At 61.5% G+C, this 12,538-nt stretch carries 12 protein-coding genes; 3 read left to right on the plus strand and 9 right to left on the minus strand.

The features are described from left to right. Positions 1-75 precede the first annotated feature (75 nt). Positions 76-960: an NmrA/HSCARG family protein gene (locus NLY37_RS10035; protein WP_023741410.1), complete on the plus strand. Its 885-nt coding sequence runs from the start codon at positions 76-78 to the stop codon at positions 958-960. A 47-nt stretch (positions 961-1,007) separates the two neighbouring features. Continuing rightward, on the plus strand, positions 1,008-1,277 hold the full coding sequence (locus NLY37_RS10040; RefSeq protein WP_023667468.1) for a DUF2798 domain-containing protein: 270 nt from the start codon (positions 1,008-1,010) through the stop codon (positions 1,275-1,277). A gap of 237 nt (positions 1,278-1,514) precedes the next feature. Here the strand turns inward: NLY37_RS10040 and NLY37_RS10045 are convergent, their stop codons facing one another. The 4 genes from NLY37_RS10045 to NLY37_RS10060 all read right to left on the minus strand — a co-directional run bounded on the left by NLY37_RS10045 (position 1,515) and on the right by NLY37_RS10060 (position 4,566). Next, on the minus strand, positions 1,515-2,123 hold the full coding sequence (locus NLY37_RS10045) for a hypothetical protein (protein ID WP_023715783.1): 609 nt from the start codon (positions 2,121-2,123) through the stop codon (positions 1,515-1,517). A gap of 235 nt (positions 2,124-2,358) precedes the next feature. Further along, a complete protein-coding gene (locus NLY37_RS10050; RefSeq protein WP_023667470.1) occupies positions 2,359-3,009 on the minus strand; it encodes a YiaD family glycine zipper/OmpA-like lipoprotein in 651 nt (216 codons plus the stop codon). Between the two features lie 150 nt (positions 3,010-3,159). Then, entirely contained in the window at positions 3,160-3,528 is a 369-nt protein-coding gene (locus NLY37_RS10055; protein ID WP_023667471.1) for a GFA family protein, read from the minus strand. Positions 3,529-3,675: 147 nt separating this feature from the next. Beyond that, positions 3,676-4,566 (minus strand): LysR family transcriptional regulator, encoded by an 891-nt coding sequence (locus NLY37_RS10060; RefSeq protein WP_023741411.1) that lies wholly within the window; start codon positions 4,564-4,566, stop codon positions 3,676-3,678. Between the two features lie 103 nt (positions 4,567-4,669). On the opposite strand from NLY37_RS10060, the gene NLY37_RS10065 reads away from it, so the two are divergent. Next, positions 4,670-5,539, plus strand: coding sequence for an NmrA/HSCARG family protein (locus NLY37_RS10065; RefSeq protein ID WP_023741412.1), 870 nt, complete (start codon positions 4,670-4,672; stop codon positions 5,537-5,539). A gap of 54 nt (positions 5,540-5,593) precedes the next feature. Here the strand turns inward: NLY37_RS10065 and NLY37_RS10070 are convergent, their stop codons facing one another. From NLY37_RS10070 to NLY37_RS10090, 5 genes are all read right to left on the minus strand, one after another. After that, the gene (locus tag NLY37_RS10070; protein WP_023667474.1) at positions 5,594-5,989 is read right to left on the minus strand and encodes a hypothetical protein; all 396 of its coding nucleotides are present in this window, start codon (positions 5,987-5,989) and stop codon (positions 5,594-5,596) included. A gap of 287 nt (positions 5,990-6,276) precedes the next feature. Then, positions 6,277-6,696, minus strand: a complete 420-nt coding sequence (locus NLY37_RS10075; protein WP_023738930.1) for a GFA family protein — start codon at positions 6,694-6,696, stop codon at positions 6,277-6,279. A gap of 117 nt (positions 6,697-6,813) precedes the next feature. Continuing rightward, positions 6,814-7,945, minus strand: a protein-coding gene (gene prfB / locus NLY37_RS10080) for a peptide chain release factor 2 (protein WP_155922402.1) whose coding sequence is annotated in 2 segments (ribosomal slippage) — positions 6,814-7,878 and positions 7,880-7,945 — 1,131 coding nt in all. Because the reading frame shifts where the segments join, the coding sequence is not laid out codon by codon here. Positions 7,946-8,075: 130 nt separating this feature from the next. Next, positions 8,076-10,532: a penicillin-binding protein 1A gene (locus NLY37_RS10085; RefSeq protein ID WP_023805260.1), complete on the minus strand. Its 2,457-nt coding sequence runs from the start codon at positions 10,530-10,532 to the stop codon at positions 8,076-8,078. A gap of 213 nt (positions 10,533-10,745) precedes the next feature. Further along, on the minus strand, positions 10,746-12,005 hold the full coding sequence (locus NLY37_RS10090; RefSeq protein WP_023741413.1) for an N-acetylmuramoyl-L-alanine amidase: 1,260 nt from the start codon (positions 12,003-12,005) through the stop codon (positions 10,746-10,748). Positions 12,006-12,538: the final 533 nt, after the last annotated feature.

Genomic DNA, 12,538 nt, shown 5'->3' on the forward strand with positions numbered 1-12,538 from the left:
TTGTAACGACAATTGCGACGTCGTACCTCTCTGCAAGTTGTCCCGCGAGGACAGGCTTGATGGAAGGGAATCGTCATGCAAGTAGCCAATCCAACTGTTCTGGTCGTTGGTGCCACAGGCCGAGTTGCGGGACTTGTCGTGCCTGAACTTGTCCGACGCAATGCCAATGTTCGAGCGCTCGTTCGCGACCCTGCGAATGCCGAAAAGGCCAGGAAGCTAGGGGCATCCGAGGTTGCGACAGGAGATTTGCGAAATCGTCAGAGCCTCGAAAGGGCGGTCGAGGGCGTCGACGGCGTCTTTCACATTGGGCCGGCTTTTGCTCCCGATGAAGCAGCCATGGGCGTTGCCATGGTTGAGGCCGCCACGCGAGCAGGAGTTCGAAAGTTCGTCTTCTCGTCGGTGATCCAGCCTACCAATACGCGACTGAAGAACCATGCCAGCAAGGTGCCTGTCGAGGCTGCTCTCTACTCGACAACGATGGAATATACGATTCTGCACCCTGCCAATTTCATGCAGAACCTCGCAGCGGCCTGGCCGTCCGTCGTTGAACATGGTGTTTTCTCGGAACCGTTTCCAAAGACGGCGAAGCTGGCCCGCGTCGACTACCGCGATGTCGCTGAGGTGGCGGCGATCGCCCTAACCGAAGCGCGATTGTCCTACGCGACCCTCGATCTGTGCGCTGACGGCATGCACAGCCGGGAAGACATCGTTGCGATGATGAGTGAGGAACTTGGCCGACCCATCTCTTCTGGTGAGCCGACATTTGGCGAGTGGGCGGCCGAGGCACGCCTTCCCTACAATGAGCGCCAAATGCAGGTGCTGGCCAAAATATACGCCCACTACGCCCACTATGGCCTTGGTGGGAACAGTCTGACATTGCGCGCCGCCCTGGGCCGCGAACCGCGTTCGTTGCGCGGCTTTATTCGAAACCTTGCCCAGCAAATGGCGCAGGCCGCCTGACTGCGCCCAGCCGCGCATACTTCCACTTTTCGAGAAGGAGATATTTGATGCGACCGTCATCCCACAAGGTTTTGAAATCGAGGAAGCTACCGGCCTCTTACAATGCGCTGGTAATGCCATTCGTACTTTCCATCCTGATGTCGTGCATTGTTTCCGCGGTAGCGACGCTGATCAATGCGGGCTGGACAACCGGTTTCGTGGCGACCTGGCCGTATGCATGGGGAGCATCATGGCTAGTGGGCTTTCCAAGTCTGCTGCTGGTCTTGCCGATCGTGCGCCGTATCGTTGCGGCAATTGTCGATCAGCCGACCTCGTAGGCCTTGATTACAGAGTCCGACATGCCAAACAAGAACGGCCCTTGCGGGCCGCTTCTACCTTCGACTGACGGCTCGCAGCGCCATTGTCGGCTTCCGCGACCAGATACCCGTCTTCAAGCGGGCAGCCTTCATGCGCGCCGGCCCTCATGCCGATCGTCCTCCGAGCCCGATCCCGAGCGCTCTCAAATGCAGCCGGCCAGCTTGCACTCTTGGCACGCTCCTATCCTGGCCCGTCCGTCACATCGGGCCGGGCATCATCTTGGTCGGTTTTTCCAGCATCGGAAACTCTGCCTTGCTGCATTTCACGTTCGGGTTGGTCGGACTGAACATGCCGTTCGGATTGTCTCTGAACAGCCAGGCATGAAGGTCGTAGTGGACGAACTCCCTCGGAATGAGCGGATAGTGCCCTTCCATCGGTCCCATGAAGGTCTGGCCAAATAGTTTTGGAGGTTCCTTGGTGTCCGGCGTCAGGGGCACCAGCCATTCCACGCCAACCAATCTCAAGCCTTTCTTGGTCGGCTCGTAGATCAGCACATTGGGGCGCATCGGATCGAGTTTCTGACCGACACTCGGGACGTTGACGAAATGGATGCCCATAGCGCCCTTCGGATAGTCCATTGCGCCCTCGATCCTGTCCCCGCTGTAATAGACGCACCCGACAGTCGACAGATAAAGGTCGCGGACGGCGACCGTGTAGTCTTCATATTTGGCGAGCGATTTCTTCAACGCTTCGATGTCGGCTTTGTTGGCGTCCTCGGCTTGAGCCGTGGCCGCTGCGCACCAAGCAGAGACCAGACCTGTCAAAATGAGGACGCCGCAACGCCCAAAACGAGCTGTTCTTGTCATGCATTCCTCCCAGATTTCCTTATCTGGCCGTGCAGGACCGGGGCCGACTAAGTGACTGCGCGGCCGTTTGTACCGCCCCATCCCCTCTGGAACCGCACCAATGCTAATCCCTTCCAAGGCCTCCGGAAAGGGATTATTAGAAATCTCTAATGCGTTAGACCTTTTGGCGGACCACAGGAGCCCAAAAAGAAAGCGGCCCTTGCGGGGCCGCCTTCGCATTTCGATGCCGAACAATTCAGGTCAGCGGCGAAAGCTGGATCTCGACGCGCCGGTTCTGCGCACGGCCGGCCGCCGTTCCATTGGACGCGATCGGACGGGTCTTGCCGAAACCGGTGACGGCGAAGCGGCGCGAATCGACACCTTGGCCCGAGAGATAGTTGGCGACCGCCAATGCACGGCGCTGCGACAGATCGAAATTGTGTTCGTCGCCGCCGGTCGAATCGGTATGGCCGAACACATCGACCGTGGTCTGCTTGAACTTCTTCAGCACCAGCGCAACCGAGTTCAGCACCTGGTAGAAGCCAGGCTTCACCGCATCCTGGTCGACGTTGAAAGTAATGTCGGACGGCATGTTGAGGATGATCTGGTCGCCGGTGCGGGTGACGCTGACGCCGGTGCCTTCGAGCTGGCGGCGCAGTTCAGCCTCGTTCTGGTCCATGGTCGCGCCGATGGCGCCGCCGGCCAGCGCGCCGATACCGGCGCCGATCAGCGCGTTGCGGCGGTCATTGCCGCCGGCAAGCAGGCCGAGGCCCGCGCCCGCCAGGGCGCCAAGGCCGGCGCCGGCTGCGGTGTTCGAAACCTTCTGCTCCCCGGTGTACGGATCGGTCGTGGTGCAGGCACTCACCAGCACAGCCGTCGCAACGGCGACGAGCACAGTCTTTTTCATAGAATCGTCCCTCTCCAAAGCGCGGCCTTTGCGGCTCGCGCATATAAGCCCTTCTCCGGTCTTGTAACATGAAATGCGGCGAAAAACCGAGCGGCGAAAGCGGCTTTTCCCCGCTCGCGCCACTCTTCCGCTTCGGTGGCTGGTGCTGGCCTACCAGAGGTTCTTGCCGTCAATGACGACCACCTCGACCTTATCGAGGTCGAAATCGTCGAACAGCCGCGAATTGACTGATATCTTGGGATTGTCGAAGTCCGGTTTGCCGGTTGACCAGTCCGGTGTTTCGGTGAAGGTGCCGCAGCCGCAAATGGCGCAGAACCCGTGTTTGACGGTCTTCGATCCCCATTGATAGAAGGAAACGTTTTCCGGCGAGCTGGTGAGCTTGAATTGCGACGGAACGTAGTAAGCCCACAGCGAACCGCGCTTGGAGCAGAACGAGCAGGTGCATTGTGTTACCGTCTCGGGCGCCTGCGAAACCTCGAACGTCGTCGCCTTGCAATGACAGCTGGCCTTGATGGTCATGAAAAGCTTTCCTCTCCGTTGCCCGCCACCCATGCGGCAAGGCACCATAAAGGACGGCTCCTGACAACTGTCTGTCAGCAGGCTCCGGTCGACCGAGCCGAGCGGCGCTCTGGCTGAAGCAGGCCCCTCGTCACCTCCCAATCGTCGTCACCTGCCGATATAGGCGGCCAGTTCGTCCGGCGTCCCGTTTGGGAAAGCCTGTTTCAGAAAATCCAGGAACGCCGACACGCGCGCGCTGAGCAGCCGCCGCGACGGGTAGAGCGTCCATAGAGAGATCTCCGGGCCGTCGATATCCCCCCAATTCACCAGTGTGCCGTCAGCCAGGTCGTGGGCCACCAACGAAATGGGAAGCCGTCCTGCGCCGATTCCGGCTCGCACCGCATCGCGGACCATGATGAGTGTCGACAAGGCGAGGATCGGCTCGATTCTAAGTGTTGCCCGGCCACCTGGTGTCTTCACCTGCCATGTTTGCCGCTCGCCTGTCCCGCGCGCAACGCCAGGAGCGGCGAGCCCATCGGTCGGGCGAGGAAGGTCCGGGCTCGCGACGACGACCAGGCGGTCGCGGAGAAACGCCCGTCCGACCAGGCTTTCATCGGGATCCGGATTGACCCGGATTACCAGATCGTAGCCTTCCTCGATCATGTCGACATGCCGGTCTTCGGTGGTCACTTCAAGCCTCACCTCAGGATACCTCAGGGCAAATCCCGCAGCGATCCTCCCCATTGCAGTCTGCGAAAAATGCAAAGGCGCGCTGATCCGCAATCTGCCCTTGGGTCTCTGACCGCCCGAGGCAATCGCCGATGCCGTCTCGTCCAGCTCGGCAAGCAACGCCCCCGTCCGCTCGAAGAGCGCCCGTCCTTCTTCGGTCAGCTTCAGGTTACGCGCACCCCGTTCGAACAGACGCAGATCCAGACTGCTTTCCAATTCGCCAACGCGCCGGGACAACGTTGCCTTCGGCCGGCCGGTGGACCTTGCCGCTTTGCCGAAGCCGCCATGGCGAGCCACGAGGTTAAAATCGGCAAGGGCTAAAAGATCCATGACTGTCCCACCAGTGAGACGACGTGTCTAAAATTGCCGTCTACTGGGCTCTTTGTGAGCCACACATATTGGGACTGTCAAGCAACCCAACAGGAGAAATTCCATGACCATTCTCGTTACCGGCGCCACCGGCAATATCGGCCGCCAAGTCGTCGAACAGCTCGCCAAGCGCGGCGCCGATGTGCGTGCTCTCGTGCGCGATCCGTCGAAAGCCAGTTTTCCGGCAGGCGTATCGGTCGTGCAAGGCGACTTTCTCGATGTCGATTCGCTGCGCAAAGCCATGTCTGGCGTTTCCACGCTGTTTCTCTTGAACGCCGTGGTGCCGGACGAATTCACCCAGGCTTTGATCGCCTTGAACGTCGCCCGATCGGCCGGCATCGAGCGGATCGTCTATCTCTCGGTAATCCACGCTGACGTCTATGTGAACGTGCCGCATTTCGCGGGCAAGTTCGGCGTCGAGCGAATGATCGAGCAGATGGACTTCAAAGCTACGATCTTGCGCCCGGCCTACTTCATCCAGAACGATCTGACGGTCGAAGACGTCATCACCGGCTACGGTACCTACCCAATGCCGATCGGCCCCAAGGGTCTCGCCATGATCGATGCCCGTGATATAGCCGAGGTCGCCGCTCTTGAGCTGCTGCGTCGCGAACGGTCCAAGGAGCCGCTTGCGTTCGAGAGGATCAACCTCGTCGGTCCGCAGACATTGACCGGGACGGATATTGCCGCAATCTGGTCAGACGTACTCGCCCGCCCGATCAGCTACAGCGGCGACAATACGGAGGGTTTTGAGCAAAATCTCAAGCAGTTCCTGCCCGCCTGGATGGCCTACGACATGCGCCTGATGGGCGAGCGCTTCTTCACCGACGGGATGCTGCCCGAGGCCGGCGACGTCGAGCGCCTGACGGCACTTCTGGGTCGCCCACTGCGCCCGTATCGCGACTTCGCCTCAGCACTCGCTGCTTCCGTCTGACGCAAGCGCCTTCAGCACCAAGGCCGGCCTTCCGATGAGAACTGCCAACAGAACTCAGTAGGAACGCGGTGGCACGAACAGGCAGATCGTCTTGCCTGCGTCGAGGCCGGCCTGATGCGCGCACCAGTGGAAATCGCCGTCGGGTGAGTCCTTGACCCGCTTGTCGCTCATCGGAACGACCTCCCCCGTTCCGGCGATGACATAGCCCTCCGGCTTTTCCAGCACCTCGCCGGTATGGGTGGTGCGGCAGTCGTAGTTTGCGCAGCAGGCGAAGGGATAACTCCAGCCTTGCGGCTTCGCCGCCGTAGGCTTGGCGTCATGGGCGAAGGCGGGTGCGGTCAGCACCGCCGCAAGCATCGCGATTGCAAAGATCGGGGTCACGAACAAGGAAAACAGGAGTCGGCCAGCCGGTTGAACGGCTCTGGCCGATCGGAGAGTGGCAGCAGACATGGAAGCGTTCCTTTCAAACGAGCATCAAGCGTTTCGCTTGCCCGTTCCCGGAACGTGTCTTCCCAGTGGCCGGATCGTCAGGTCGCAGATATGCCGCGTCCGGCCATAAATGCTTTTTCTCTTCCAGCCCTCGGATGCTGGGCTGATTCCTAGGCTGGCGCAAGAAGTTGCTGCGCGAGGCCGCACATCTACGCCGCTATCTGCAACCGCTGACGAGATCCAAGGCCAGGCTCAACTCCCGGCAGACGGGCATCGAAACAACGGGATTGGCCGAATGTGGTTCCAGCCTATACTTCGCCTGGACCGGCGATCACATGCCCTTCATATTGCGGCAAGTCGTCGGCGATGGTGAACCATGGCGCTTTGGAGCCGACGAAGATGTGCGCGGTCGGCCGGATCGTCGGATCGTCGACCAGCGTGCCCATGGCGACATGGACATAGGCGCCGTCGCGGACCAGCGAATACAGCAACGAGCCGCAGCGGCTGCAATGCGCATCGTGGCCGCTGTCATCGCCGAAATGGATGAGCCCGTGATGCCCTTCGGCAAGGGCAAGTTTCTCGCGCTCGATGCCGGCGAAGGGCTTGAAGGCGGAACCTGTGGTGCGCCGGCAGTTCGAACAATGGCAGATCGCGGCATAGACGAACTCGTCCGCCACTTCATACTGGACCGTGCCGCAAAAGCATTTGCCGGTGAGCCTGCGACTCATGGTTCCTCCTTCGCTCCCCCGCCAAGGGATGTTCTTATTCAAGTCAGCCGAGTCGAAAGTGGCGGAAGCGCAGGTACATCCATTCGCAGGCCGGCCTCAGCTGAATATGAACATATCCTAGTCGAGGTCGGCCACGGCTTCACCGGCACCGCCCTCGATGCGCTGCGACAACGAGGCTTCCATGAAGTCGTCGAGGTCGCCGTCGAGCACGCTCGACGGGCTGGTGCTCTCGACGCCGGTGCGCAGGTCCTTCACCAACTGGTAGGGCTGCAGCACATAGGAACGAATCTGGTGACCCCAGCCGATGTCGCTCTTCGACGCTTCTGTGGCATTGGCCACCGCTTCGCGCTTCTTCAGCTCTTCCTCGTAAAGGCGCGAGCGCAGCATTTCCCAGGCCTTCGCCTTGTTCTTGTGCTGCGAGCGTTCGGCCTGGCAGGCAACCGCGATGCCGGTGGCGATATGGGTGATGCGAACCGCCGAGTCCGTGGTGTTGACGTGCTGGCCGCCCGAACCGGATGAGCGGTAGGTGTCGATGCGTACATCCGATTCCGAGACGTCGATCTCGATCCTGTCATCGACGACCGGGTAGACCCAGACGCTGGAGAAGGACGTGTGGCGGCGCGCATTGCTGTCATAGGGTGAAATGCGGACCAGGCGATGAACGCCCGACTCGGTCTTCAGCCAGCCATAGGCATTGTGGCCCTTGATCAGGAGCGTGGCGGACTTGATGCCGGCTTCTTCGCCGTCATGGACTTCCAGCACCTCGACTTTGAAACGACGACGCTCGGCCCAGCGCGTATACATGCGCAGTAGCATCGAGGCCCAGTCCTGGCTCTCGGTGCCGCCGGCGCCGGCATGGACTTCGAGATAGGTGTCGTTGGCGTCGGCCTCGCCCGACAGCAGCGTCTCGACCTGGCGGGCCTTGGCCTCGCCCTGCATCGAGCGGAGGGCTGCTTCCGCCTCGGCGATCACGCTCTGGTCGCCCTCTTCCTCACCCAGTTCGATCAGGCCGATATTGTCTTCCAGCGCCTGAGTCAGGCTTTTGACGCCGGCGATCCCGTCTTCGAGGCCTTGGCGCTCGCGCATCAGCTTTTGCGCTTCCAGCGGATCATTCCAGAGGCTGGAATCCTCGGCGCGCACGTTCAGGTATTCAAGCCGTTTTATGGCCTGATCCCAGTCAAAGATGCCTCCTCAGCAGGGTGATCGCCTGCCTGATCTCGTCGACAATATTCTGCGTTTCCGCGCGCATGGCTGGTTGTTCTGTCCTGTTTTCGAAGTGGCGCTTGGGTCGGCGCGATACATAGGCACGGCATTGCTGCCTGTAAAGCGAAATGGGCCGGCTCAACAAGCCAGCCCATTCGACGTAAAAAATCAGGTCGTCAGTAGAGTCCGCCGCCGGGTGCCTGGATGGCTTCCGTTGCCTGCGGCGATAGCGGTCCGCCGGCGCCGTTGGACCCGTCGGCGCCCATGCCGATCACCCAATAGCTGTCGGCGGGGCCGGTGCCGGGCTTGAAGGCTTCGATGATGGTGCCGGGATCGCCCGACGCGGCACGCATGCCGGTCTTGCGGTTGATGGCGACCAGGTTCATGCCTTCCGGCACCTTGAAGTCGACATTGGGCGTGCCGTCCAGCGCAACGCGCATGAAGTCCTTGAAGATAGGCGCCGCCAGACCACCGCCGGTGGCGCCATGGCCGAGACCGCGCGGCGTGTCGTAACCCATGTAGAGGCCGACGACGAGGTTCGGCGTATAGCCGATGAACCAGGCGTCCTTCTCGTCATTGGTCGTTCCGGTCTTGCCGGCGATGTGGCGGCCAAGCTCGGCGATGGTGGCGCCGGTGCCGCGCTGGACCACGCCTTCCATCATCGAGGTGATCTGGTAGGCCGTCATCGGATCGAGCACCTGCTCGGAATTGTCGACCAGTTCCGGTTCGGGCTGGTTGTTCCATTCGGGCGCGTTGCAGCCTTCGCAGCCGCGCTCGTCCTGCTTGAACACGGTCTTGCCGTAGCGGTCCTGGATGCGGTCGATGAGCGAGGGTTTGATCGACTTGCCGCCATTGGCCATGATCGAATAGGCCGACACCATGCGCATCACCGTCGTCTCGCCGGAGCCCAGCGCCATCGGCAGATACGGCGCCAGATGGTCGTAGACGCCGAACCTCTCGGCATATTCCACCACCAGCTTCATGCCCATGTCGTTGGCCAGCCGCACCGTCATCAAATTGCGCGACTTTTCGATGCCGGAGCGCAAGGTCGCGGGGCCTGCCACCGTGCCGTCATAGTTCTTCGGCGTCCAGGTCGTAGTGCCGCTCTGGATGGTGATCGGTCCGTCCATGATCACCGAGGCCGGCGTATAGCCATTGTCGAGCGCGGCCGAATAGACGATCGGCTTGAAGGACGATCCCGGCTGGCGCATCGCCTGCGTGGCGCGGTTGAACTCCGACTGCGCATAGGAGAAGCCGCCGACCATGGCCAGCACGCGGCCGGTATGTGGATCCATGGCGATCAAGCCGCCCTCCACCTCCGGCACCTGGCGCAGCGTGTAGGCGCCTTCCGACCCTTCGTTCTTCTGCACGAAGATGACGTCGCCGGGCTGCAGTACATCGGCCGGAGACTTGGCCTTCACCGTCTTGCCATCGACCACATGGCGCATGGCAAAGCTCATGTCTTCCTTGCTGACGGCGCCTTCGATGCGTTCCTTGACGATATCGCCCGAAATCTGCCGCGTCGGCTGCAGGCCGATGGAAAGGCCGGTCGCCGAGCTGTCGAGCACGACGGCAAGCGACCATTCCGGCACGTCTTCCAGCCCCTTGACGTTGCCCAGCGCCACGCCCCAGTCGCCGGAGGCATCGATGTGCGTCACCGGTCCGCGATAGCCGCGCAGCGTGTCGTATTTGAGCAAGCCGTTCTGCATCGACTTGCGGGCGATGAGCTGGATCTTCGGATCGAGCGTCGTGCGCACCGAAAGGCCGCCCTCATAGAGCGCGTTCTCGCCATAGCGCGAGATGATCTGGCGGCGCACTTCCTCGGTGAAATATTCACCCGCAAACAGATAGGAGCCGTTACGACGCGGCGTCACGCCGAGCGGCTCGGCCTTGGCCTTGTCGCCTTCCTCGCGCGTCACGTAGCCGTTCTCGACCATCTGGTCGATGACCCAGTTGCGGCGCTCGATGGCGCGGTCGGCATGCTTGAAGGGATGGTAGTTGTTGGGCCCCTTCGGCAGCGACGCCAGATAGGCGGCTTCCGCGACCGTGAGTTCGTTGACCGACTTGTCGAAATAGGTCAGTGCCGCGCCCGCAACGCCATAGGCGCCGAAGCCGAAGAAGATTTCGTTGAGATAGAGCTCAAGGATGCGGTCCTTCGAATAAGCCTGCTCGATGCGGAAGGCCAGGATCATCTCCTTGATCTTGCGCTCGTAGGTCTGGTCCGAGGACAAGAGGAAGTTCTTCGCCACCTGCTGGGTGATGGTCGAGGCGCCGACCTGGCGCCTGCCCGAACCCAGATTCTGCAGGTTGACGTAGATGGCGCGGCCAAGCCCGGTGATGTCGATGCCGGGATGGTTGTAGAAATTCTTGTCCTCGGCCGACAGGAACGCCGCCTTGACCCGGTCCGGAACCGCCTGGATCGGCAGATAGAGCCGCCGTTCGCGCGCATATTCGGCCATCAGCGAGCCGTCGGAAGCATGGATGCGGGTCGTCACTGGCGGCTCGTACTTGGCCAGGACCTCGTAGTCGGGCAGGTCTTTCGACAGATGGCTGATGTATATCGCCACGCCCGCGGCGACCATAAGCGCCAGCGTCGTGCCGATACCAAAGAAATAGCCGATAAGACGAATCATGCCCGCTCCAGTCCGAGGTTCGGGAATTTCCTAGACGAAGGCGCCTTTCGCGCAAGCCTTCGCAACTGTCCCGATCCGTGATGGAAAACCCATGTCGCCACCATGTGGGCAAAATACGGCAGTGCCCGGTTTCGGCATCCCCCACCGGAAATAAAAGCGCCTGGTGTTGTCCCCGTGCAACGCTGCCTCCGGTCGTGGGCGGCGGCGACCATCTCAGCCTCCGGTTCCCGTTCCCATCTTGGCGGAGGCAAACAGGGCGACGGCGTTGGTGATGCTCTGCGCCGCCTTGCCGCGCCAGTCGGCGTCGAGCAGTTGCGCCTCATCCTTGGCGTTGGAGAGATAGCCGAGTTCGACCAGCACCGACGGCACATCGGGCGCTTTCAGCACTTTGAAGCCGGCCGAGCGCTGCGGGTTGTTGATCAGGCCGACGCTGGTGGACAACTGGCCGACCAGAGTGTGGGCAAAGCTCATCGAGAAATTATGCGTCTCGCGGCGGATCAGGTCGATCAGTATGTCGGTGACTTCCTTGTTGTCGTCCTTGATCACCATGCCGGCGAACTGGTCGGAGAGGTTTTCGCGGTCGGCAAGCGCCTGCGCTTCCGGGTCGGATGCCTTGTCGGAGACGGTATAGACGGTGGCGCCTCTGATACCCTTGACGCTGATCGTGTCGGCATGGATCGAGATCAAAAGGTCGGCCTCGTGCTGCCGGGCGATGCGCACGCGGTCATCGAGCCGCAGGAACTCGTCGGTATCGCGCGTCATGAACACGTCGTAGTTGCCGACGGCGGCGAGCTTGTCGCGCAGTTCGGTGGCGAAGGCCAGCGTCACGTTCTTCTCGATGGTGCCGTTGAGGCCTTCGGCGCCGCCGTCGATGCCGCCATGGCCGGGATCGATGACGATGGTGAAGCGATGGCCGGGATTGGAGATCGGCCCGGTGCCGACCCTCGAGCCCTTGTCGGTGGAGACGGTCGAGCCAGTGGTCAGCGCCTGGTTGGCAAGGGCTTCGTCGAACTCGCGGTCGGAGGCTGCCGACATGTCGATGGCGATGCGATAGCCTGCGCCGTCCTCGTTCTTGAGCACCTCGAGCTTGTCGACCGAGAACGGCCCCTTGCCGGTCAGGATCAGCCGCGATCCCTCGCCCTGATCGCCATAACGCACCGCTTTGACCAGGCCGCGGGCCTTGGCGTCCTTCGCGCCAATGGCGAATCGGGTGCGCGGCAGGTCCACGACCAGCCGGTTGGGGCCGCGCAGCAGGAACCATTTGATGTCGGGCTCGCGGTCGAAATCGATGACGATGCGCATCTTGGTTGCGTCGCCGGCCATCTTGTAGGCGGTGGCGCCGAGTGGCGCATCGGCGGCGCGTGAAACCGGCGCAAAAGCAAGGCAAAGCGCCAGCAGCAACAGCACACCGGCAGCGCGCAGGAAACGGCCTGCACAGCCATGGCCCTTGTCTGTGATGCCCGCCAGTCCCATTTCTTTGCAGTCGCTCCCGGTTTGGCGCTTGCGCCCGCGTGGTTGGTCGAAATGCCGGTCAGGCCGCAGACTCGATTAACGATTGGTATCCAGAGAAGGTTAACCAAGCCTTTTCATTGAGGATTAAGGCCTGTGCTTCCGTTACGGCACTGCTTTTTGCCGGCATCCGAAATCGGGGTTGCCTTCCACCCCGTCAAATCATAAAAGCGATGGTGGATCACTGCAATCCTGGAACCGCTTCTCCCGCAGCTTCCTGCTACAGGTCAGATGAAAGGCGGCTCCTTTCGCTCCAGCGAAAAGGCTTCAGGTGATCGCGACGAATTTCGCAGGTGTGCGCCCGTGGCGGGGGAATCGCCTGCGTGAGGAAAACGGCCGGGGTTGTTCCCGTGCCGGCTCTGTATGAGCAAACAAGCTGGTCCGGTTCGTCCGGGCTTTGGTTCAAAAGGTTCTGCTGGTGACGATGGCTTCAAGCGCAATCATGGAAAGGTCCGCATCAAACCGCGCCATTGTGGCTGCGGGCGGCACCGCCATGG

This window comes from Mesorhizobium sp. C395A (assembly GCF_030323205.1).
Classification (GTDB): domain Bacteria; phylum Pseudomonadota; class Alphaproteobacteria; order Rhizobiales; family Rhizobiaceae; genus Mesorhizobium.

What these genes read in the sequence shown, in the direction of transcription:
- NLY37_RS10035 (WP_023741410.1), top strand. Translation starts at nt 76, where the DNA reads ATGCAAGTAGCCAATCCAACTGTTCTGGTCGTTGGTGCCACAGGCCGA.
- NLY37_RS10040 (WP_023667468.1), top strand. Translation starts at nt 1,008, where the DNA reads ATGCGACCGTCATCCCACAAGGTTTTGAAATCGAGGAAGCTACCGGCC.
- NLY37_RS10045 (WP_023715783.1), bottom strand. Translation starts at nt 2,123, where the DNA reads ATGACAAGAACAGCTCGTTTTGGGCGTTGCGGCGTCCTCATTTTGACA.
- NLY37_RS10050 (WP_023667470.1), bottom strand. Translation starts at nt 3,009, where the DNA reads ATGAAAAAGACTGTGCTCGTCGCCGTTGCGACGGCTGTGCTGGTGAGT.
- NLY37_RS10055 (WP_023667471.1), bottom strand. Translation starts at nt 3,528, where the DNA reads ATGACCATCAAGGCCAGCTGTCATTGCAAGGCGACGACGTTCGAGGTT.
- NLY37_RS10060 (WP_023741411.1), bottom strand. Translation starts at nt 4,566, where the DNA reads ATGGATCTTTTAGCCCTTGCCGATTTTAACCTCGTGGCTCGCCATGGC.
- NLY37_RS10065 (WP_023741412.1), top strand. Translation starts at nt 4,670, where the DNA reads ATGACCATTCTCGTTACCGGCGCCACCGGCAATATCGGCCGCCAAGTC.
- NLY37_RS10070 (WP_023667474.1), bottom strand. Translation starts at nt 5,989, where the DNA reads ATGTCTGCTGCCACTCTCCGATCGGCCAGAGCCGTTCAACCGGCTGGC.
- NLY37_RS10075 (WP_023738930.1), bottom strand. Translation starts at nt 6,696, where the DNA reads ATGAGTCGCAGGCTCACCGGCAAATGCTTTTGCGGCACGGTCCAGTAT.
- NLY37_RS10085 (WP_023805260.1), bottom strand. Translation starts at nt 10,532, where the DNA reads ATGATTCGTCTTATCGGCTATTTCTTTGGTATCGGCACGACGCTGGCG.
- NLY37_RS10090 (WP_023741413.1), bottom strand. Translation starts at nt 12,005, where the DNA reads ATGGGACTGGCGGGCATCACAGACAAGGGCCATGGCTGTGCAGGCCGT.